The sequence below is a fragment of the Collimonas sp. NPDC087041 genome (genome assembly GCF_044745265.1).
Classification (GTDB): domain Bacteria; phylum Pseudomonadota; class Gammaproteobacteria; order Burkholderiales; family Burkholderiaceae_D; genus Collimonas.
The window spans coordinates 387,546-408,184 of sequence record NZ_JBIUZX010000003.1 but is presented as its reverse complement, the minus strand read 5'-3'; the positions used below and the strand labels follow the sequence as shown (position 1 = coordinate 408,184).

Below are 20,639 nucleotides of genomic sequence, written 5' to 3'. Positions count from 1 at the left end.
CGACATAATTGGCATTAGGAAAATTGGCGTTTGGCCATCAAGCTTATGATGACGACGAATACAACGATACTTCCTAAAAAGCGGGGAGGTCGTCATCGACTGACGATTGAGGAGATGCAATCCATTGCTGCCGAGCGAGGTGGGCGATGTTTGTCAATCAATTACGTGAGCGCAATTCTCATCTAGAGTGGGAATGTGCGGAGGGGCATCGCTGGCATGCAGTGCCAGCTCAAGTCAAGCTGGGGAAGTGGTGTGGACGTTGTCGCTACGACAGGATGCGGCACACTCTTGATCGGATGCGTGAAATGGCTGCTAGTCATGGACGGTAGTGCCATCCGATACGTACGTAAATTGCTTCGATCCGTTACGGTGGCGCTGTGCTTTCGGACACGAATGGGATGCTCCACCACGTTATATTTCTATGGGCCGTTGGTGTCGTCAATGTTATATCGACAGCGTTACAAAGCCGAAACAATGGCGTCAGCGCAAACGTGTGGGCGTTCTGGTTAGACTTTGAACTCGCGTTCGGATTTTCGCTCAGACCATGCCAGTACGTCTTAACGCCGCTTGTTCCTTGTCGTAATCGTCCCTGCAATCCACATCACAAAACAGCCTCTCATGCGCGATCTGTTCGTCGCAGAAATGACAGTGGCCGTCACTGTTGAGTGTTGGCTGCTTCATGACATCCGCTCTCGCATTCTGTAGGTCTTTTTCGATGCGCCATGCGGCGCGGTCCGCGATATCGCTCATTGCTTTTGTCCCTCTCCTGTCAGTAGTTCGTATTCGTTAAATTTCACAACCTCCATACCCAACCAGTCATTGAGTGTCATGAACTGCGACTGCAGCGGCACCAGCTCGTTGCGGGCAAATACCCGCGCCGCCGGTTCAATCGCGCCGAAGCCGCCGGTGTTGTTCGGCATGATTCCCATCAGTTGGGGTGGCACGCGATGGCCGGCCAGCACATCGTCGCGGGTGACGCCCTTGATATTAAAAAATTCGTCCTTGGCGGCCACATCGGCCACCGGCAGGATCTGGATGCCGTCTTTGTGGCCGTTCGGCGCGTACATAAAAATGTTGCGGAAATTGCCCGGCCCCTTGCTCTCGCGCATTGCCTGGCGTAGGTTGTCGACATCCTTGATGTTGGCTGCGGCATCGGTCATGTAGAGCACGAAGCCGGCGTGCGATCCGTTCTTGTAATACTTGCGCCGGAAGAGGGTGGCGGCCTCGTTGAGCCAGGCCGACTGCAGGGCGGAGAGGTATTGCGGTACGCCGTAGACCTCCTGATTCAGATCCGGGTCCATCAAGTGAAATACCGACCCTTTGTCGAACGCATATTCCTGCTGCCAACCCGCTACAAAGTAGTACGTATCGAGATCCTTACCGCGCCGCATGTACTTCGCCAGCGCATGCTTGATTTGCAGGGGCTGACCGCTACGGCTGGCACGCTTTTCCAGATAGCCGTTGCCGAAGGTCAGGAAATCGAGCACGAAGCGTTTAAAGGCATCCCGCGACAGATATTTATTCGGGATAAAGGTCGAGGCCAGAATGTTGGTTTTGAAATAAATGGCGCTGCTGTGATGGACGCTGGCGTGAAACGATTTCGCAAGACCGGCCAGGCTGACAGGCGGTTCATACCATTTGCCATTGAACCAGCACTCGAAGCAATCGAGCACCTCGCTGTGATCGAGTACCGGCGTCGGGTCGCCAAAGGTGAATGCCTCTATGCCGCCGCCGGCGTTCGGTGCTGTTGCTGCCGGCGTTGCTGCATGTGTTGCGGTGCGTTGCGCGGCGCGCCGTTGCTGCTTTCTGGTCATGATGAGTAAATCTCCATAAAGGATTGGGTATTTTCGTTGGCGCCTTCGAACGGCTCATGATCGAGCGCGTGCATGCAGGCCCAGGCCAGATCGGCGTGACCGGTTTCATCAGTACGACCGGCGTCATAGGTGACTTGTCGCCCGCTGGTGGTGATGGTTTTACGGATGGTCATGAAGGATTGCGCGATGTCGGTCCAGCCGGCATCGAATTCCAGCCGCGCTTTGCTGACTATGTTTTGCGCTTTGAGCACCATCCGGGTTTTGACTTCCGCCGAATAGTTGATCGCGGTTACCAGCGGGAAGAACTGTTTGACCAAGGGATACACGCCGATCCCCATGCCGGTCGTGTCGATGCCGATATAGGCGACGTTGTAGCGCGTCGTCATCTCCTTGATCGCCTTGGCCTGCGCCTCGAAGTCGATGCCGCGCCATTGGAAGCGCTCCAGGATGCGGAACTTGCCACCGGCGACCACCGGTGGTGCGATTACCACGCAACCAGCACTATCGCCGGTCAACGAGGGGTCGTAGCCGATCCAGACCGGCCGGTCGCCAAAGGGGCGGCTGGCGAACGGTTTGTAGTCGTCCCAGCTGACCCACGAATCGATCATGCACCGCTGCAGGGCCATCAACGGAAACACGGATTGCGTGTCGTCGATGAAGTTGCACATCAAGAGATTTTCGAACTGATCGGGGCTGTACTCGAAATTGCGCAGCTCATCGATGTCGAACAGATTGCAGCCGCCGCGCTCGGCGTCGAGGATGGTGACGATCTGGCGCCACATCTTGTCTTCACCCGTAAAGCCGCTGGACAGCTTCAAATGACTGATGTCGATATCGACCTGGTCAGCCTTCGCCCGGCGCTTGTTGAACAGTTCGCCGGTCCAGAACGGATACGCCTGGTGTGTGATCGAGGACGGTGTCGAAAAGTAGGTCTTGCGCCACTGCTTGTGCAGCGCCATGCCGGACGCGACCTTGTTGAGTTCCTGGAAATTGTGAGTCCAGAAGAATTCGTCAAAGTAGAAATTGCCGTGATAGCCCTGGGCTGTTCTCGCATTGGTCCCGAGGAAATACAGGTGGGCGCCGTTCGGCAGCACAATCGGGTCGCCGGCCAGCTCGATGCCGGCGGCCTCCTTGGCAAACTGGATGATGTACTGCTTAAAGACGTGGGCTTGGGCTTTAGACGCCGACAGAAAAATCTGATTGCGACCGGTTTCCATGGCATCGGCCAACGCTTCCCGTGCAAAGTACCAGGTAGCCCCGATCTGGCGCGACTTCAAGATGACTCGGGTTCTCTGGTCGCCGTTGCGATGCCATACCTTCTGATAGTCGAACAGGGAGTCCCTGAACGCTTCGAGCAGCTTGTCCTTTTGTTCTTCGCTGAAATCGTTCCTGGTCGGCTTCTTCTTCGGTTCGGCGTTCCGGTTTGCCAGTTTGGGATTGAGATCAACTTCATTGCCGCCTGGCGCCTCATAGCGGCGCACGCGGGCGGTCTGCACCACCTGCCGCATTAACAGGTCGATTTCCTTGAAATCGCCGCCGGTCTTGGCATCCTTGGTGATCAGTTGCACCAGGCGTGATTCCAGCGTGGCTTCGATCTTTTCTAGCGGCGTCGCTTTGTCCCATTCGTCGCGACTCTTCCAGCTTTCGATGGTCGTGCGCTTTTGCTGCAGGTGTTTGGCGATGGACGTGACGCGCCAGCCTTGCCAATACAGGTGTTTGGCAATGCGGCGTGGATCGATTTCAGTGTCGACGGCGGCAGGATTTTCTTCGATCAGTTCAGACATGCCGCAAGCGTATGCGTCGCGCGCGTGTAGCGGGGAAAGCAGAGGGTTGATATCCGGGTTATCAACCCTCCGTTTGTTGTCGCATCCCGCGTCAGGGGCGACTATGGAATCCTCAATCCAGCCATCCTATTCATCGCCATGCCAACAGCACAACCGACAGCACCCACTAAATCCAAATTTTTCCGCGTCGCCGTCGAAGGCGCTACCACCGATGGCCGTGTGATCGACCGCGCCTTCATCGAACAGATGGCCGCCAATTTCGACCCGCAGGTCTATGGCGCCCGGATCTGGGTCGAACACCTGCGCAGCACCTGGGCCGATGGCGCCTTTAAAGCGTATGGCGATGTCACGGCGGTCAAAGCGGAGGAGGTGACGATCGGCGGCGCCAAGAAACTTGCCTTGTTTGCGCAAATTTCGCCGACGCCGGAGCTGGTGGCGATGAACAAGGCGCGCCAAAAAATCTATACCAGCATCGAAATCAATCCGAAATTTGCCGACACCAATCAAGCCTACCTGGTTGGTTTGGCCGTGACCGATAGTCCCGCCAGCCTTGGCACTGAAGTGCTGTCGTTTGCCGCCCAACATCCAGAGAGTAACCCGTATGCCAGCCGCAAACAGGATCCCGACAACCTGTTCACGGCAGCGGTCGAAACTGCGCTGGAATTCGAAGACCCATTTACCGAACCCGAAGGAATCAAATTGTCCGACACCCTCAAAAATCTGTTGAAACGTTTTTCCACAAAAGCTGCGGGCGACGATGCGCGCTTCGATGAGCTGGTCGACGCCGTCGAAACCTTGGCAACCCACGCGAATGTCAGCGCCGATCAATTTGCAGCAGAGAAAACCCGCGTCGACGCACTGGAAGCAGCCTTGAAGAAGAACGCGGAGGATTTTGCAGCATTCCGCCAGCAGGTCGACACCACCGATGCGAACCCAATCCAGCGACCGGCAGCATCGGGCGGCAATGGCGCGCTGCAAACTGATTTCTAAGCGCTTGCACACGCCTATCCCTTATTGACACCATTCCCTACAGGAGCATGACCGCATGAGAAAAGAGACCCGACGCGTCTATAACGAGTACGCGCAGCGCGTGGCGCAATTGAATGACGCCGGCAGCGTGGCCGAGACGTTCAGCGTTGAACCGACTATCCAGCAGAAGCTGGAAACCCGCATGCAGGAATCGAGCGAATTCCTGAGCAAGATCAACATCATGGGCGTGACCGAACTCGAAGGCGAAAAGCTGGGCCTGGGCATTTCCGGTCCGGTTGCCAGCCGCACCAATACCGACAAGGCTGATCGTAAAACCCGTGACCTGACAAATCTGGATAATCAACGCTATCGCTGCGAAAAAACCAACTTCGATACGCACATCAAGTATCAGACACTGGACGCCTGGGCCAAATTCCCGGACTTCCAGCAACGCGTAGCGAATGTCATTTTGCAACGCCAGGCATTGGACCGCATGGTAATCGGCTTCCACGGCACCAGCGTTGCCGCTGATACGGACATTCTCAAGAATCCGATGCTGCAGGACGTGAACAAGGGCTGGCTGCAGCACTACCGTGAGCAGGCGCCCCAGCGTGTGATGCATGAAGGCAAGAACGCCGGCAAGGTTGTTGTCGGCGCCGGCGGCGATTACGCCAACCTCGACGCCGTGGTGTACGACGCGCTCACCTTGCTCGATCCCTGGTATCAGCAAGATAGCGGTTTAGTTGCCATCGTCGGTCGTGGGCTGTTGCACGACAAGTATTTCCCGCTAGTGAACACCAAGCAGGCGCCGACCGAAACGCTGGCAGCTGACATCGTCATCAGCCAAAAGCGCATCGGCGCCCTGCAGGCGGCCACTGTCCCGTATTTCCCGGATCACGCGATTCTGATCACCCGCTTCGACAATCTGTCGATTTACTGGCAGGAGGGTGGCCGTCGCCGTCGCGTTGTGGATGAGGCCAAGCGCGACCGTATCGAAAACTATGAGTCGTCCAATGACGCCTATGTGGTGGAAGACTTCGGTCTGGGCGCTTTTATCGAAAACATTGAGCTGGTGGCCTGAGATGCGTGAATTGTCTCCCGCCCAGCGTCACAAGGCCCGCGTACTGGCGGAGCTTGCCACCGCCAGCGCCGAGCCTGGCGGCCCGACCACCGGTTCGCAGTATGAGCTGCAGCTGTATCAGCTGGCCGAGGATCGGCGCCGCCTCAAAAACATCCATTCGATCAAAAGCAAGATCGCCTTGAAGGCGCAATTATTGCCGAACTATCACGCGTGGATCGACGCAGTGCTGACGGCCGGGAAGGGCGGCCAGGACGATGTGTTTACCACGATCCTGGTCTGGTCGATTGACGCCGGTGACTACAAGCGCGCCGCGCAGATGGCTGGCTATGCGATGGCGCACAAGATGACCTTGCCGGATCAATACAACCGTGACATTCCGACGATGCTGCTGGACGAGTTTTCTGAGGCGTTCCTGCACGGCAAATTGGCCGAGGACCCGGCGCAGGCGGAATCTATCCTGGAACAGATCGGCCAACTGACCGAGGGCAGCGACGTGCCGGACCAGGCCCGTGCCAAGCTGCACAAGGCACTGGCTCACGCCCAATTGCAGCTTGCCGATGGCGACGACGATAAACCTGACCTGGTCGGCCAGTCGCTGAACTACGCCCAGTCTGCCTATCGTCACCTGCAGCGCGCCCTGGAGCTGTTTCAAGGCGTGGGCGTCAAGAAAGACATTGAGATCCTTGAACGCCGCTTGAAGAAAGCGGAACACGGCTAAACGAGCACCCCCTGGCGCACGGCGGCGCGGGTCGATTACCGATGCTTGTCATGAAGGTATGACGCCCGCCCACCGCCGTTTTTTTGGAAATACCACTATGAGTTTTCTTGCTGTCGAACCGTCGACGCCCTCTGCACCACAACCGTCTGCTTCTCCCTTGGTAGAAAACGACGGCTTTTATGTCGATATCCACTTATTTCAGATGCGGGATGCGATGCGTCTGGACGGCACCGTCACCGATGTGCGGCTGCGGCAAGCGGTCATTGCCGCTATCTTGCACGTCAATGACGAGCTGCGCGAATGGAAGCTGCAGCAGGTCGCCGCTGGTTACGCGTCGCTGGCGGCTGTGCCGGCGGATCGTATTGACCGTGAGAGCGTGCTGATTGCGCACTATCGCCGTGCGGTGTATTGCACCGCGAAGGCGGATCTGATCGAGCGCTACCGTGATTTCGACAGTACGGCCTCATCGCTGTCCGATAAAAAGATGATGGAAGCGCTGGATCACGCGCCGGGTGAGCAGCGGCGTAACGCGCACTGGGCCATTGCCGACATCATCGGTCGGGCGCATTTGACCGTTGAGCTGATCTGATGCAGGTACGCGCCCAACAGCACGACACGCTTGATTTGCTGTGCTGGCGTCACCTGGGCGCTACCGCCAATGTCGTTGAGGCGGCGCTGGAACTCAATCCCGGCCTGGCCGATCACGGGCCAATCCTGCAGCACGGCTTGCTGGTCACGTTACCGGAACCCACTGCAACCCCTACTAAAACCGCCCAGGTCGTCAACCTCTGGGATTAACGAGAGAATCCGCATATGGCAGAACCTAGCACCACCACCCTTGTTGTTACCGCTGCCGCCGGCGTCGGGCTGACGACGCTGTTTCCCGGCATCGACGGCAATGCGTTGATCGGCGCCTTCGCCGGCGCCACGCTGGTGGCGATATCCAGTAAAAATTTACGCGTCCTGCAGCGCCTGGCGTATATGGCGATCTCGCTGGCGGTGGGATATTTGGCTGCACCGGAGGTCATCAATAACAGCCCATTAAAACAATCGGGCGTGGCCGCCTTTGTGGCGTCGGCTGCAGCCATTGCACTTACCCTGCACGGCATCGAGCTCATCCAGACCATCGAGCTGCCGGCCTGGATTCGCAAGGGAGGCCGCAATGACTAAATTGTTGACCATGTTAGCGTTGCTGTCCTATGCCAGTACCTGCATCCGGCTGCTGTGCTACCGGCGCGGCCTTGCGAACTATCGAATCCATATTTCGGTAGTGGCCTGGTTCCTGATTGTGGCAACAGGAACGTGCGCCCTGGAGATAATGCTCGGTTACGCTCACCCATCCTTCGGGCAGGTTTGCATTGCCTTGACCTTGTGCCTGCTGGTCTATCGCGCCCAGGGCAATGTTGCCAACATCATCCGGGGGATGCAATGACGCCGCTTACCGCGCATTTCACATTGGAAGAATTCACGCGTAGCGACACCGCACGCAGCCGAGGTATCGCCAACACGCCGCTACCTGCCATTGTGGCTAACTTGCGACGCCTGGCGCAGTTCGCCGAGCTGGTCCGCCTTGCGCTGGGCGGCGCAGCGATGGTCATTTCCAGTGGCTACCGCTGCCCCGAACTCAACCGGGCAGTCGGCGGCGCTGCCAACAGTGCGCACCTGGTCGGCCTAGCTTGTGACTTTACGGCGCCGGCATTCGGCACGCCGCTGGCGATCTGCCAGGCGCTGAGTACATCGAACCTGCCATTCGACCAGTTGATCTATGAGCGTGCCGGTGGTGCGATCTGGGTGCATCTCGGTATTGCCGCTGAAGGCATCAAGCCGCGCCGTCAGGTGCTCACCATTGACAGCCGCGGCACGCGGGTCGGTCTATGGGCGTAATCGTCAGAGGCGCCGTCGTGGCGCTGATCATGGCGTTTCTGGTGTTCCTCATCACCATTCAGCGCAATGCACTGATTGCCACCAGGGATCGTGCCGAACGGGCAGAGCAGCAAGTGGACGAACGCGATGCCACCATCGAGACATTGACCAGGACGGCGACCAGGAACCGGCAGGCTGCTGCTCGGCTGCAGGTCAAACTCGACAGCATCGCCGACAGCCTGACCGAACGAGAAAGCCAAATTGAAAGCCTCCGCCATGACCATCCAGATATGCAAGCCTGGTTTGATACTCCTTTGCCTGACGCTCTTATCCAGCTGCGGGACAGCTCCGCCACAACGGGCGCCGACGCTGCTAGTCAACGCCTGCCCGGCGGTCACACGCTGCAGTCGGCAGGCGGCAACGCTGACGACGAACGGTAGCATGCTGCTTGCGCTGGAGCGCGCCAAGGCGGCTTTGACGATGTGCGCGGCCAAGGTCGACACGGTGGTGGATTGTCAGGAGAAAATCGATGTACAAGCCGAAAAGCCTTAGGGCGCATTTAAAATCTGCGGTTGCCGATCTGGCGCAGAATCCCGACAAGCTGCTGGTGTTTGCCGATGAGGGCAATACGGTCGCTACAGGCACCAACTCCCTGTCGTTTGAATACCGGTACAAGTTGAATGTCATCATTACCGACTACAGCGGCGACGCCGATGCTGTCATGGTGGCGTTGCTGGCATGGGTCGCCGTACATCAGATTGATTTATTGAATCATCCTGAATTACGCAAGACGGGTATTGGCTTTGAGGTCGATTTCAATAATCATGAGACCATTGATCTGTCGATCAAGCTGGCCGTTACCGAACGCGTGGTCGTCAAGCGGGCTGGTACCGGTGGGGTGGAAGTGCATCATCCTGCAGAGCCGCAGCTAACGCCAGCATTTGCCGATGCTTTTTGGCAAAAAAATACCGGGGGTACGTTGCTGGCTGAATGGCATACGCCGGCAGATCCTGCATGAGCGACGATTTACACACCGTGGAAGCCTGGGCAGGCGCGTTGCTGGCCCAGCTTCAACCGGCGCAACGTCGCGCAGTCACGCGTCAGATCGCTCAGGATCTGCGGCGATCCCAGGCACAGCGCATTGCCAGCCAGCAGGCACCGGACGGTGCAACCTATGCGGCCAGGAAGTGGCGCAAGGAACTGCGCGGCAAGAATGGGAGAATCAAACGGCAGAAGGCGGCGATGTTCAACAAGGTGCGCACCACTAAATACCTTAAAACCACCCAAGACGAAAATCAACTGTCAGTCGGTTTCTTCGGTCGTGTGGCGCGGATCGCTCGCGTGCACCAGGAGGGGCTGACCGACAAGGTCGCAAAGAAAGGGCCGCAATATCGCTATCCGGCCCGGCCTTTACTTGGTTTTAGTGCGATAGATCAAGCGTTGATTCGGGACTCGCTGTTGCGTCATTTGACGCTTACATCATGATGACTATTTCTTTCGACAGGTTGACCTTGATGGTCGTTAGTTTCGCATAGACTGAAACTTAAATTGTCTGATAGCAGCAGAACCTAATCCAGCACCTATATCCCCAAGAAAATTGAAGCGGCATCATTCAAAGTGCAATATCGGAATTTGGACTAAGGACGGTCTGTCTTCAATTGAAACTTCTGGAACATGCTGGCGATTTTTGTTGAATCGACAGGTTTCATAGTGGGAGGAATGCCAGTCATCCGTACAAGCAACGCCGCGTCATGCAGCGTCTTTCTGTAGGACGTCATGCTGTCGTCCGCACGATCGGCCAGCGTCGTCAAACCATTTCTGAATGCATGTAGAAACGCATCAGGATCGTGCGGCCTGTGTTTGGATAAGTGATGAAAAACGTTATCGATGACACCGTCAACAGCCAGTTGTACATTAACGCCATACAGTGTCAGTGTCGCTAGCCCCAAAATTTTATTGAGACTGTCCTTCAGAAATGGGTCGTTGGCGTATGTTCTCATGGGGCCTAAGGTCCTAAGGCAGCATTGTAGTAGAGGATGAAAACCATGCTAGACATCCGCGTGTAACTTGTCTATTGGCAATTGCCGTATTTAACGATTGTTTGCAAAAACATGAATTCTGTCTCCGAGCGCGTCTCTTTTTTCAACCACGCCTTGCTGGTGTAGTGATGTTGCTCCGGCGACGCTAGGGTTTTTGTACTTATACTCAGGTGATACGGCGCTAGGCTGTGCTATTACGGGATAGCCGCTTGTATGGTGGAATGTCGTGCTTAGGCGCATCGACGGTCGCCGCGTCTTGATCCGTACTGTCTCACGCGCACGTGACAGACCACATGTTGGCGGGGTTGATAAGCTGCATATCAACCCTCTGCTTGATGCGCTTCCAGCGCCAACCCGGCAACATGCGATGCATGACTGCCGACCTCTCCGAACTGCTGCGCCTACTTCTGAATCTGATCCGGTTCGGCACCATAGCCGATATCGATCACGACGCGCAGCGCGTGCGCGTCCGCGTCGGCGGCAATCTCACCACATGGCGCCCCTGGATCACCTTACGCGCAGGCGATGCACAGTCCTGGTTTCCGCCTTCCGTGGGTGAACAGGTCATCGTCTTCTCGCCCGAAGGCGAATTGACCAATGCCGTGATCCTGCCGGCGCTCTATTCCGATAAATCCCGCCCACCATCGACCAATCCAGCGCATCACACCACGCGCTACATCGACGGCACCGTGATCCAGTACGATAGCGCGGCGCATACGCTCTCCGCCACGCTACCGGACGGCACCAGCATCACCGTCGCCCCCGGCAAAGTCACCTCCAACGCCGAGGACACCGAATGCACCGGCAATTTGACGGTGCAAAAGAATCTGATCGTCAACGGTTTCGCAGCGTTGAACGCCGGCATGAACGTCAAAGCCGGTAAAGGCGGCGTCACGGCGATGATCGAAGGGGTGATGCAGGCTACGAAGGATGTCATCGCCAATAGCGTCAGCCTGTTTGGGCACAAGCACAACGGCGTGAAGAAAGGCGACGACGAATCAGGTGGCCCGACATGATGAACGCCCGCACCGGTCGCGCCATGACCCGCTTAGATCATATCCGTCAGTCCTTGGCTGACATACTCACCACGCCTATCGGTTCGCGCCTGATGCGCCGCTCCTACGGCTCCGAAGTACCCGAACTGATCGACCAGCCCTTGAACGGCGCCACCGTGCTGCGGATCTATGCCGCCACCGCCTATGCGGTACTGCGCTGGGAACGCCGCATTGCCTTGACTGGCGTGCAGTTGCAACGTGAGGCAGACGGATCGGCCACGCTGATCCTGGACGGCATCACGAATGAGCAAGGCGTGCAAATTGCCGTGCCCGTGAAATCGGGAGCAAGCGCATGAGCGCCGCCATCGACCTGTCGCAACTGCCTGCGCCCAATGTCATCGAACCGCTCGATTACGAGACCATCCTGGCCGCCCACCTGGCCGAATTGGAGGCCGTCGGCGTCGATCTGGATGAACTCACCGAATCCGACCCCGCCATGAAAGTGCTGCAGGTCAATAGCTACCGTGAACTCAAACTGCGTCAGCGCATCAACGAAGCCGCCCGCGCTTTGATGCTGGCCTATGCCCTGGACACCGATCTGGATCACATCGGCGCCAACATGGATGTGCCCCGCCTGCAAATCTGGCCGGCCAATCCCGACAAGGGGACCGCCGCCGTGATGGAAGCCGATGACGACTATCGCCGCCGTATCCAGTTGGCGCCGCAAGGCATGTCCGTTGCCGGTCCCGAAGGTGCGTATGTCTTCCATGCGCTCTCTGCCGATGGTCGTGTCCGCAATGCGACAGCCACCAGCCCATCGCCCGGTCACGTGGTTGTCACCATCCTGTCGCATGAGGGGGATGGCACGCCGTCGCAGGCGTTGCTCGATATTGTCGCGGCTCGCCTTCTGGATGATGGCGTGCGGCCCTTGACCGACTATGTGCAAGTGCGTGCCGCCCGCATCAATCATTACCAGGTCAATGCCAAACTCTACAGTTTTACGGGGCCGGACCCGAGCGTGGTGCAGATTGAGGCTGTCAAACGCCTGCAGCGCTATGTCAACGAGGCGCACCAACTGGGACGCGTACCAACCCATTCCGGCATTGACGCTGCATTGCACGTCGCTGGCGTTGAACGCGTGACTCTACTCACTCCAACGGTTGACCCTGACATCTCGAAGCTGGTCGCCTATTACTGCGACGACGTACAAGTGGCCTATGCCGGTATCTGGGGCGAGGCATGACGACAGTGAAATCCCTGCTGCCGCCCAATGCGACGCCGTTCGAGCGCGCTCTAGAGACAGCCACAGCGCCGATATCGGCTATTCCCGTACCGCTACGCACCTTGCACAACCCGGACACCATCGCGCTTTCCCTGTTGCCGTGGTTAGCCTGGCATCGGTCAGTCGATAGCTGGAAATCCTACTGGAGCGAAGAGGTACGGCGCGCACGGGTGCGCAATGCCATGAAGATCCACCGCCAGAAGGGAACCGCCAAGGCGGTCAAGGATGTGGTGGCCGCCTTTGGCGGGGCGATTCTGCTGCGTGAATGGTGGCAAATGACACCCATGGGTGAACCCTACACCTTCGAGCTGGTGATGACCTTGTCCGGTGGACAAGGTGCCACGGCAGCCTTTGTCGACGATGTGATTGCCGAGGTGAACCGCACCAAATCGGTCCGCAGCCACTTTACGTTTACCCAGGGCATCGCCACCGGCGCCGCCGTTGCCGTGGCAGCTTGCTCCCGCCCGGTGCTCTATGCCCGTTTGAACCTGACAGAAGTTTAATTCTATGACAGCACTTTCGATGATCGTCACCAAGGCAGGCCGCGCCGCCCTGGTCAATGCCGAACACAACGGCACCGCCAAATTGCAGATTGCCGAGATCGGCATCACGGCCACCAGCTTTGTGCCTGGCGAGGACATGACCGCCTTGCCGGGTGAAATCAAGCGCATTACTACCATTGCCGGCGAAGTCGTCGCCCCCGACACGCTACACGTCACCATCCGCGACGATGGTCCGGATGTCTATACGGTGCGCGGTATCGGCTACTGGTTGAGCAACGGCGTGCTGTTCGCCGTCTACGGCCAGCTTGACCCGATCCTGCAGAAATCGGCACAGGCCATGCTGTTGCTGTCCGCCGATGTCATATTGACCTCCATCAAGGTCACTTCCCTGAGCTTTGGCGATGCCAGCTTTACCAATCCTCCCGCCAGTACAGAACGCCAGGGCGTAGTTGAGCTGGCCACCGTTACCGAGACGCAAGCCGGTAAAGATGCGTCGCGGGCCGTCACGCCTGCCGGCCTGTCGGCCACCATCGCGCAAGCAATTAGCACGCATAAGGCCGACGCCGATCCGCATGCTGCCTACGTCAAACGCAGTGGCGACAGCATGGGACCGCTCTCAAGTGCTGCCGACAAGCCGAATATCTCCTATACCGGCCCAGGCCTGGAGGTGCGCGAGGCGAGCCGTGTCGCCAATACCAAGGGCAATGACATCAGTTATGCCCCGAAGCTGGTGTTTAATTGGGAATCGACTACCGCCGTGCAGTTGCGCATGACCGATAAGGGGACGCTGGAGCTGGTCGACGGCAGCGGCACGGCGCACGGCACCTTCCAGAGCGGAACGATCAATGCTACCCAAGCACTGACGGTGGCAGGGCAGACCGTATGGCATGGCGGCAATTTCAATCCTGCCGACAAGGTCAACGGATCAGGCATACGTTTGAATTGGTCCGGCTATGGCGGACAGCCGAACTGGGTATTTGGCGGCAATTCGTCCGACAACGTCGTTGTCTACAATCCCTCCAATTTCAATGTCAATTACGCCAACAGTGCCAATTATGCGAGTACCGCCGGCAATGCCAATGCGCTATCGGGCGTACCCCTGCGCTTTGCCGACAACGGCGCCGCACAGCCGTATTACCTATGGGGCACGTATGTCGGCGATGGGCGCGTCAACGAATTTACGCTGTTTACTCGCTCCAACCTGGCTGTCGGCTCGGCAGTGTCGGCCATCTATGCATCCCAGCTGACCGGCCAAGGCCTGCAGGATGGCGGTGTCGGTTCCTACTGGCTCAATAAAAACCACACCACCTCCGAACGCGCCGGCGCATGGCAATCGCGTGGATCCGCCTACGAGTACGGTTCCGGCAGCGATGGCAACATCGGTACCCGTGTTGCCTTGTGGCAGCGGGTGGCGTGATGGCAACCGATCTCACCAGCAACCACACAACCAGGAACACGCTCATGCCAATTGCACCCGATCTGACACTGCCGGAATTGCTCGATCCGACTCCGATCCCGCCGGCGCCGCCGTTAGCACAGCCGCCGGTGCTGGCACCAAACGAGGAAATTCCGCCGGTCGATCCCTTTGCCTATACCGACATCAAGGGCATCGTGCGTCTGCCGGGCGGCTTTCAGTGCTCAGTGAAATTCACCGCCCATGACGACTATTTGTCCTTCTTCGCCTGCCCTGACGATGTCGAAGCCCACGGGCGGGCCATTCACGCCGCCTGCGCAGCACGCCAGGCGCCCGATTATTTCCCGAACGACGCCGAGTACTTGGCAACGGCGCAGGAACGCATCGAACTGGCCTTACGGCGTGCCAACAGCGAAGTGGTCATCTTTCAGGACCGCGTCGATGTTGACGAGGCAAGCGACGCCGACCGTGCGCAGCTAACGGCGTGGAAGAAGTACCGCGTGGCCATCAATCGCATCCCCGAACAATCTGGCTATCCGCATGCGATCACCTGGCCGGCAGTGCCAAACGCTTAATACGACCACCCACATATCACAGGAGAAATAATGCCTACCGATTACCACCATGGCGTGCGCGTCATCGAAAAAACCGAGGGCACGCGCCCGATCCGCACCATCAGCACCGCCGTCATCGGTTTAATTGCCACCGCCGAAGATGCCGACCCCAAGGTGTTTCCACTCGATACGCCGGTCCTGCTGACCAACGTCATCGCCGCCCTGGGCAAAGCCGGCACCACCGGTACGCTGCGCCGCACCTTAGAGGCCATCGGCGCGCAAACTAAGCCGTTCACGATTGTGGTGCGTGTGGCCGAAGGCAAGGATGAAGCTGAGACAACGTCAAACGTGATCGGCACCACCACCGCATCCGGTAAATACACCGGCATCAAGGCGCTGCTGGCAGCGCAGGCCCGGCTCGGCATCAAACCGCGCATCCTGGGCGCACCAGGCTTGGATACGAAGCCCGTAGCCAACGCCCTGGTCAGCGTGGCCCAGCAACTGCGCGGCTTTGTCTATGCGGCAGCGCATGGCTGTTTGACCAAGGAAGAAGCCGCCCTGTACCGCAAGGATTTCGGCCAGCGCGAGCTGATGCTGATCTGGCCGGATTTTGTGAGCTGGGACACCGCCACCAACGCCGAGGCCAGCATCCCGGCGGTCGCCTACGCGCTGGGCCTGCGCGCCAAGCTGGACGAGGAAGTCGGCTGGCACAAGACCTTGTCAAATATCCCGGTCAATGGCCCGACCGGCATTTCGGCAGACGTATTCTGGGATCTGCAAGATCCAGCCACCGATGCCGGCTACCTCAACGCGAAGGAAGTGACCACCCTGATCAACAGTGGCGGCTTCCGTTTCTGGGGTTCGCGCACTTGCGAGGTCGGCGGCTTCTTCTATTTCGAGAGCTATACCCGCACCGCCCAGGTCGTCGCCGACACCATTGCCGAAGCGCACATGGCCTATGTCGATGTGCCGATGCATCCGTCCTTGGTGAAGGACATGATCGAGAGCATCAACGCCAAGTTCCGCGACCTGGTCAAGCAGGGGTATCTGCTGGGCGGCGGCGCCTGGTTCGATGAACAGTACAACAGCAAGGAGAATTTGAAGGACGGCAAGCTGGCCATCGATTACGACTACACCCCGGTCCCGCCGCTGGAGAATCTGATGTTCCAACAGCGCATCACCGACCGCTACCTGGCCGACTTCGCCGCTGCCGTTGCCGCGTAATTGCCGACCTACTCCCCTTACATAGAAAGCACACCACAGCATGGGCATGCCTAAAAAACTCAAGGATTTTAATTTGTTCGATAGCGGCAATTCCTATCGCGGCGAAGTCGAAGAAATCACCTTACCGAAACTCTCCCGCAAGATGGAAGAGTACCGCGCCGCCGGCATGACCGGCCCCGTTTCCGTCGATCTGGGCAATGAGGCCATCACCCTGGAATGGACTGCCGGCGGCTTGTTACTGGACGCACTGCTGCAGTACGGCGCCCGCACTCATAACGCCACGCAACTGCGCTTTGCTGGCGCATATGAGGACGATGACGACGGCACCGTGTCCGCCGTCGAGATCGTCGTGCGCGGTCGCCACAAGGAAATCGATATGGGCAACGCCAAGAACGGCGACGACACCAAGCAGAAATACACCACGACCTGCAGCTACTACAAGCTGACGATCGACAACAAGCCGATCTATGAATTCGATTTCATCAACGGCGTCGAGAAGATCGGCGGCAAGGACACCAACGCGTCGATTCGTCGGGCTATCGGTCTGTAAGTTAATCGACATCAAGGTCAACAGCAACCCCAACCCCTTTTATTTTTTCACTTGTAAAACCTTTACTTGAACCTACTATGAAAAACGCCAACGTGAACAAGCAAGAACAGATCACCGCCGACATCGCCGCTCCCGGCGCGTATAAAACGATTCACCTGGAAGAGCCACTGACCCGTGGCGATACCTTGATCACGAGCGTGCAAATCCGCAAGCCCGTCGCGGGAGAGCTGCGCGGCGTCTCGCTGATGGACCTCGGTAATCTGGATGTCGTTTCCCTGCAGCGCGTGCTGCCGCGTGTCACTTTGCCGACCCTGGCGCCACATGACGTGGCGAAGCTCGATCTCGCAGACCTGATGGCGCTAGGCTCCGAGGTGGCCGTTTTTTTGCTGAAGAAAGCCGATCGTCCGGTGGTCTACCCGAATTCGTAGAAGATCCGATGGCCGATATTGCGACGGTGTTTCACTGGCCGCCGCAGGCCATGGACGATTTATCGTTATCGGATTTGATGGCCTGGCGCGAACGCGCCAGGGTGCGCAGCGGCGAGGAAGAATAGGAACAGAGGATGAACGACAAGCAACTGCGGTTACAGGTGGTCTTTGCGGCGCTGGACAAGTTGACCGCGCCGTTAAAAAAAATCATGGGTGAATCGAACGCCCTGGGCAAAGCCATCAAGGCTAATAACGACCGCTTGAAAGAACTCAATTCCCTGCAGAAGGATGTCGGGCGCTTCCGTGAGTTAAATGCGGGTCTGCGGGACAGCTCCAGTAAATTGCGCGATACACAGCAGCAGATCGCAGCTTTGGCGCAGAAGATGCAACAAACCACGCAACCCACGCGGGCGATGACCCGAGAATTTGACGCGGCCGTGAAATCTGCCGGTGCGCTTAAGCGTGCCGGTCTACAGCAAAGTGAACAATTGCAGGTGCTGCGCGAGCGCTTGTCTGGCGCCGGCATCGGCACCGATCGGCTGTCAAAACATGAGCGCAGCTTGCGGGGCGACATTGCGGCCGCCAATGTTCAGCTGGCAGAGCAGCAGAAGAGATTAGCGGCCATTGCCGGCCATCAGCAGAAAATCACGGCATCTCGCCAGCATGCCGACAAGATGCGCACGACTGCCGGCAATGTCGCCTCTGCAGGCGTTGGCGCAACGGTTGCCGGCGGCGCGGTTGGTGCGCCGCTGGTCGCTGGACTCCATGAGGCAAAGCAGTATCAGCAGGAGGTATCCCAGTTCCGCAGTCTTGGTATTGGTGAGGACAAATTAAAGGAGGCGATTGCCTTCTCTAAAAACATGCGTATCAAAGGCAGCAGCGAACAGGATAATCTGAAAATGCTCAAGGAAGCATACTCAATTACCCGCGATATGCACCATGCGGAAGAGATCACGCCGTTGCTTGCAAAAATGAAATTCGGCATTGAATCGGTGATGATGAAAGGCGGGCGCGGCGAAGGGCATGGCGAGATGGCAGAAAACATGTTCATCGATTTGATCAAAACCGCCGAATTGCGCGGCTCATTGAAGGATATGGAGTCCTTTAAAAATGCCGTGAATATGGCGACACAAACCTATGTTGCCTCCGGTGGATTAGTAAAGCCGGAAGAATTGCTCAATACGATTAAAACAGGTGGCATCGCGGCAAAGCAGCTTAACGACCAGAGTTTCTATTTTGGGTTGCTGCATTCCATACAGGAAACCGGTGGATTTCGCTCTGGTACGGGTCTAATGAGTGCCTATACCAACTGGGCGCAAGGTCGAACGACCCAGCAATCGGCGGAAGAACTGGTTAGTCTCGGGATCATCAAGAAAGAGTCGGTGCAATACGGCAAGACCGGTCACGTTAAAAAAATCCTGCCCAACGCCATGCAGCAGGCAGATAAATACAAGACAGATCCCTTCGCGTTCTTATTGGAGGACATTGTTCCGAAAATCAAGGCAGAGGGCAAACATACCGATAGCGAAATCGTTAGTCGCATTGGGGAATTGTTTTCGTCGCGCAAGGGCGGGGATTTGTTCGCGTCGATGTACCTGGAGCGCGAGAATATCAAGAAGCATATGGGTGCGGCTCCGAAGGCGTTCAATGTCGAGAAGCTGTATGACGAGGCGGGTAAGAACGTGACGGGTCAAGAAAACGACGCTACCGCAAAACTGGCTAACCTGAAGCTGGCAATGGGCGAGAGGATTCTCCCCCTGTATTCCAGAGCCATCGATACCTTGACTATAGCGTTGGAAGGGTTAAATGGTTTTATGGAGCGCAATCCGGCCACGGCCAAGGCGATGATTGTCGGCTTCGGTAGCGTGGCGGCGATACTGATCGTGCTGGGGCCGCTGATGCTGGGTCTGGCTGCCCTAATCGGTCCCTATGCCATGTTGCACGTGCTGTTTGCCAAGATGGGCATTGCCGGTGGTGTATTGACGCCCGTTCTGCGCGGGCTTGGTTCTGCCTTCACCTGGTTAGGCCGTATTCTGCTGTTTGTAGGGCGCGCCTTCCTGATGAATCCGATTGGCCTGGCCGTGACTGCGATTGGCGTAGCCGCGTACCTGATCTATCAGTATTGGGGGCCGATCAAGGATTTCTTTGTATCTCTATGGGATGGCGTCGGCAGTGTCTTTACCGCCGCTTGGGCCAGCATCAAGGCATTCGCAGGCGGCTTGTGGAGCGATGTCAAAACCGCATTCGGCGGCGGCATCGGCAGCGTCAATGCGCTGGTCCTGAACTGGTCGCCGCTTGGTTTGTTCTACCAGGCGTTTGCCGGCGTGATGAACTGGTTTGGCATGGAGCTACCGAGTAAATTCAGCGAATTCGGCCTGAACATCATGCAGGGGTTAGCCAATGGCATCACCGGCGCGCTGGGTACGGTCAAGGCCGCCGTCACCGGCGCCGGCGACAACGTGGTCGGCTGGTTCAAGGACAAGCTGGGCATCCATAGCCCTAGCCGCGTCTTTGCCGAGTTGGGCGATTTCACCATGCAGGGCTTATCCGTCGGCCTGCAGCGCAGCCAGGATGATCCACTCGGTCAAGTGAATAGTCTGGCCAAGCGATTGACCCAGCTCGGCGCCGGTATCGCCATCGGTGCGGCCGCCATGCCGGCGCTGGCCTTTGACACCCGCCCCCCGATTGCACCACGCGCACCGGGCGCCGGCATGGTGATCCAGGGCGACACGATCCAGATTACCGTGACCGCGGCGCCCGGCATGGATGAACAAGCGATTGCCCGCGCTGTCGCCCAGGCGATGGAGCAGCGCGACCGCCAAAAGGCAGTACGGATGCGCTCCAGCCTGTCCGACTACGACTATTGAGACTCGATGAAGGAATATCAATCATGATGATGGCCCTGGGCATGTTCGTCTTTAGCCTGCCGACCCTGGCTTACCAGGAGCTGCAGCGTAAAACAGAATGGAAACATCCGACCACAGCGCGGGTCGGCGCCCGTAATGCCCGCCAGTTCACCGGCAAGGGCGACGACATCTTCACCCTGTCCGGCTGGTTCGCGCCAGAATTGACCGGCAGCGTCTATTCGCTCGATGCATTGCGCATGATGGCCGACACTGGCAAAGCGTGGATTCTGATTCAGGGAACCGGGAGCATCCTGGGATCGTTCATCATCGCCAGCATGACTGAGGGGCGCACCGTGCTGGGCCAGGATGGTGATGCCGCCAAGATTGAATTCTCGATCACCTTAGAGCGCGTGGATGAGTCGGTACTCGGTACGCTCAACACGCTCGGGGATCTCGGCAGCATCAAGAATATGCTGAGTCTGGAGGGCATCAGCAACAGCGTCAGCAATGCCATCCATACCGGCACATCGACGTTGGGCAACGTTGCCAACAGCCTGCAGAGCTTGAGGTAATGG

General features: G+C 57.8%; 28 protein-coding genes. 23 read left to right on the top strand and 5 right to left on the bottom strand.

The features are described from left to right. Nucleotides 1–537: 537 nt before the first annotated feature. The 3 genes from ACIPF8_RS07810 to ACIPF8_RS07800 are packed head-to-tail and all read right to left on the bottom strand — an operon-like array spanning nucleotide 538 to nucleotide 3,598. A complete protein-coding gene (locus tag ACIPF8_RS07810) occupies nucleotides 538–750 on the bottom strand; it encodes a DUF2116 family Zn-ribbon domain-containing protein (protein WP_400419178.1) in 213 nt (70 codons plus the stop codon). Then, nucleotides 747–1,814, bottom strand: coding sequence for a phage portal protein (locus tag ACIPF8_RS07805; RefSeq protein WP_400419175.1), 1,068 nt, complete (start codon nucleotides 1,812–1,814; stop codon nucleotides 747–749). Before ACIPF8_RS07805 ends, ACIPF8_RS07810 begins: the two co-directional genes overlap by 4 nt. After that, nucleotides 1,811–3,598, bottom strand: coding sequence for a terminase ATPase subunit family protein (locus tag ACIPF8_RS07800; protein ID WP_400419173.1), 1,788 nt, complete (start codon nucleotides 3,596–3,598; stop codon nucleotides 1,811–1,813). The genes ACIPF8_RS07805 and ACIPF8_RS07800 overlap by 4 nt, the downstream gene beginning before the upstream one ends. A gap of 138 nt (nucleotides 3,599–3,736) precedes the next feature. Here ACIPF8_RS07800 and ACIPF8_RS07795 point away from each other — a divergent pair, with 138 nt between their 5' ends. The 8 genes from ACIPF8_RS07795 (at nucleotide 3,737) to ACIPF8_RS07760 (ending at nucleotide 8,250) form a co-directional block, all read left to right on the top strand. Next, a complete protein-coding gene (locus tag ACIPF8_RS07795; protein WP_400419170.1) occupies nucleotides 3,737–4,588 on the top strand; it encodes a GPO family capsid scaffolding protein in 852 nt (283 codons plus the stop codon). Nucleotides 4,589–4,643: 55 nt separating this feature from the next. Continuing rightward, nucleotides 4,644–5,648, top strand: a complete 1,005-nt coding sequence (locus tag ACIPF8_RS07790) for a phage major capsid protein, P2 family (RefSeq protein WP_400419167.1) — start codon at nucleotides 4,644–4,646, stop codon at nucleotides 5,646–5,648. Between the two features lies 1 nt (nucleotide 5,649). Next, entirely contained in the window at nucleotides 5,650–6,366 is a 717-nt protein-coding gene (gene gpM, locus ACIPF8_RS07785; RefSeq protein ID WP_400419165.1) for a phage terminase small subunit, read from the top strand. Between the two features lie 97 nt (nucleotides 6,367–6,463). After that, nucleotides 6,464–6,955, top strand: a complete 492-nt coding sequence (locus ACIPF8_RS07780) for a head completion/stabilization protein (RefSeq protein WP_400419162.1) — start codon at nucleotides 6,464–6,466, stop codon at nucleotides 6,953–6,955. Beyond that, nucleotides 6,955–7,164: a tail protein X gene (locus ACIPF8_RS07775; protein ID WP_400419159.1), complete on the top strand. Its 210-nt coding sequence runs from the start codon at nucleotides 6,955–6,957 to the stop codon at nucleotides 7,162–7,164. Before ACIPF8_RS07780 ends, ACIPF8_RS07775 begins: the two co-directional genes overlap by 1 nt. A gap of 15 nt (nucleotides 7,165–7,179) precedes the next feature. Beyond that, nucleotides 7,180–7,536 (top strand): putative holin, encoded by a 357-nt coding sequence (locus tag ACIPF8_RS07770; RefSeq protein ID WP_400419156.1) that lies wholly within the window; start codon nucleotides 7,180–7,182, stop codon nucleotides 7,534–7,536. After that, complete coding sequence (locus ACIPF8_RS07765; RefSeq protein WP_400419154.1) at nucleotides 7,529–7,798, top strand: phage holin family protein; 270 nt, start codon at nucleotides 7,529–7,531, stop codon at nucleotides 7,796–7,798. Before ACIPF8_RS07770 ends, ACIPF8_RS07765 begins: the two co-directional genes overlap by 8 nt. Further along, nucleotides 7,795–8,250 (top strand): D-Ala-D-Ala carboxypeptidase family metallohydrolase, encoded by a 456-nt coding sequence (locus tag ACIPF8_RS07760; RefSeq protein WP_400419152.1) that lies wholly within the window; start codon nucleotides 7,795–7,797, stop codon nucleotides 8,248–8,250. The genes ACIPF8_RS07765 and ACIPF8_RS07760 overlap by 4 nt, the downstream gene beginning before the upstream one ends. Here ACIPF8_RS07760 and ACIPF8_RS07755 read toward each other — a convergent pair. Further along, a complete protein-coding gene (locus ACIPF8_RS07755) occupies nucleotides 8,199–8,525 on the bottom strand; it encodes a hypothetical protein (RefSeq protein WP_400419150.1) in 327 nt (108 codons plus the stop codon). The two genes, ACIPF8_RS07760 and ACIPF8_RS07755, sit on opposite strands and share 52 nt — an antisense overlap. On the opposite strand from ACIPF8_RS07755, the gene lysC reads away from it, so the two are divergent. The 3 genes from lysC to ACIPF8_RS07740 are packed head-to-tail and all read left to right on the top strand — an operon-like array spanning nucleotide 8,506 to nucleotide 9,714. After that, nucleotides 8,506–8,781, top strand: a complete 276-nt coding sequence (gene lysC, locus ACIPF8_RS07750; RefSeq protein WP_400419147.1) for an Rz1-like lysis system protein LysC — start codon at nucleotides 8,506–8,508, stop codon at nucleotides 8,779–8,781. The genes ACIPF8_RS07755 and lysC overlap by 20 nt on opposite strands. Then, nucleotides 8,759–9,247, top strand: coding sequence for a phage tail protein (locus tag ACIPF8_RS07745; protein WP_400419145.1), 489 nt, complete (start codon nucleotides 8,759–8,761; stop codon nucleotides 9,245–9,247). The genes lysC and ACIPF8_RS07745 overlap by 23 nt, the downstream gene beginning before the upstream one ends. Continuing rightward, entirely contained in the window at nucleotides 9,244–9,714 is a 471-nt protein-coding gene (locus ACIPF8_RS07740) for a phage virion morphogenesis protein (protein ID WP_400419142.1), read from the top strand. Before ACIPF8_RS07745 ends, ACIPF8_RS07740 begins: the two co-directional genes overlap by 4 nt. Nucleotides 9,715–9,866: 152 nt before the next feature. Here ACIPF8_RS07740 and ACIPF8_RS07735 read toward each other — a convergent pair whose 3' ends face one another. Next, a complete protein-coding gene (locus tag ACIPF8_RS07735) occupies nucleotides 9,867–10,229 on the bottom strand; it encodes a hypothetical protein (protein WP_400419140.1) in 363 nt (120 codons plus the stop codon). A gap of 410 nt (nucleotides 10,230–10,639) precedes the next feature. Here ACIPF8_RS07735 and ACIPF8_RS07730 point away from each other — a divergent pair, with 410 nt between their 5' ends. From ACIPF8_RS07730 to ACIPF8_RS07675, 12 genes are all read left to right on the top strand, one after another. Then, a complete protein-coding gene (locus tag ACIPF8_RS07730) occupies nucleotides 10,640–11,284 on the top strand; it encodes a phage baseplate assembly protein V (RefSeq protein ID WP_400419137.1) in 645 nt (214 codons plus the stop codon). Continuing rightward, on the top strand, nucleotides 11,281–11,619 hold the full coding sequence (locus ACIPF8_RS07725) for a GPW/gp25 family protein (protein WP_400419134.1): 339 nt from the start codon (nucleotides 11,281–11,283) through the stop codon (nucleotides 11,617–11,619). The genes ACIPF8_RS07730 and ACIPF8_RS07725 overlap by 4 nt, the downstream gene beginning before the upstream one ends. Continuing rightward, nucleotides 11,616–12,506 (top strand): baseplate J/gp47 family protein, encoded by an 891-nt coding sequence (locus tag ACIPF8_RS07720; RefSeq protein ID WP_400419131.1) that lies wholly within the window; start codon nucleotides 11,616–11,618, stop codon nucleotides 12,504–12,506. The genes ACIPF8_RS07725 and ACIPF8_RS07720 overlap by 4 nt, the downstream gene beginning before the upstream one ends. Beyond that, the gene (locus ACIPF8_RS07715) at nucleotides 12,503–13,048 is read left to right on the top strand and encodes a phage tail protein I (RefSeq protein ID WP_400419128.1); all 546 of its coding nucleotides are present in this window, start codon (nucleotides 12,503–12,505) and stop codon (nucleotides 13,046–13,048) included. The genes ACIPF8_RS07720 and ACIPF8_RS07715 overlap by 4 nt, the downstream gene beginning before the upstream one ends. 4 nt (nucleotides 13,049–13,052) lie before the next feature. Then, complete coding sequence (locus tag ACIPF8_RS07710; RefSeq protein ID WP_400419125.1) at nucleotides 13,053–14,465, top strand: hypothetical protein; 1,413 nt, start codon at nucleotides 13,053–13,055, stop codon at nucleotides 14,463–14,465. Between the two features lie 44 nt (nucleotides 14,466–14,509). Continuing rightward, nucleotides 14,510–15,037: a tail fiber assembly protein gene (locus tag ACIPF8_RS07705; RefSeq protein ID WP_400419123.1), complete on the top strand. Its 528-nt coding sequence runs from the start codon at nucleotides 14,510–14,512 to the stop codon at nucleotides 15,035–15,037. Nucleotides 15,038–15,067: 30 nt separating this feature from the next. After that, nucleotides 15,068–16,240, top strand: coding sequence for a phage tail sheath protein (locus tag ACIPF8_RS07700; protein ID WP_400419120.1), 1,173 nt, complete (start codon nucleotides 15,068–15,070; stop codon nucleotides 16,238–16,240). A gap of 40 nt (nucleotides 16,241–16,280) precedes the next feature. After that, complete coding sequence (locus ACIPF8_RS07695) at nucleotides 16,281–16,790, top strand: phage major tail tube protein (protein ID WP_400419118.1); 510 nt, start codon at nucleotides 16,281–16,283, stop codon at nucleotides 16,788–16,790. A gap of 77 nt (nucleotides 16,791–16,867) precedes the next feature. Then, nucleotides 16,868–17,218 carry a phage tail assembly protein gene (locus tag ACIPF8_RS07690; RefSeq protein ID WP_400419115.1) on the top strand — a complete coding sequence of 117 codons (351 nt, stop codon included), beginning with the start codon at nucleotides 16,868–16,870 and terminating at the stop codon, nucleotides 17,216–17,218. Between the two features lie 8 nt (nucleotides 17,219–17,226). Then, nucleotides 17,227–17,343, top strand: a complete 117-nt coding sequence (locus ACIPF8_RS07685) for a GpE family phage tail protein (RefSeq protein WP_400419113.1) — start codon at nucleotides 17,227–17,229, stop codon at nucleotides 17,341–17,343. 9 nt (nucleotides 17,344–17,352) lie between these two features. Next, complete coding sequence (locus ACIPF8_RS07680) at nucleotides 17,353–20,085, top strand: phage tail tape measure protein (protein ID WP_400419110.1); 2,733 nt, start codon at nucleotides 17,353–17,355, stop codon at nucleotides 20,083–20,085. A 23-nt stretch (nucleotides 20,086–20,108) separates the two neighbouring features. Then, nucleotides 20,109–20,636, top strand: a complete 528-nt coding sequence (locus ACIPF8_RS07675; RefSeq protein WP_400419107.1) for a phage tail protein — start codon at nucleotides 20,109–20,111, stop codon at nucleotides 20,634–20,636. Nucleotides 20,637–20,639: the final 3 nt, after the last annotated feature.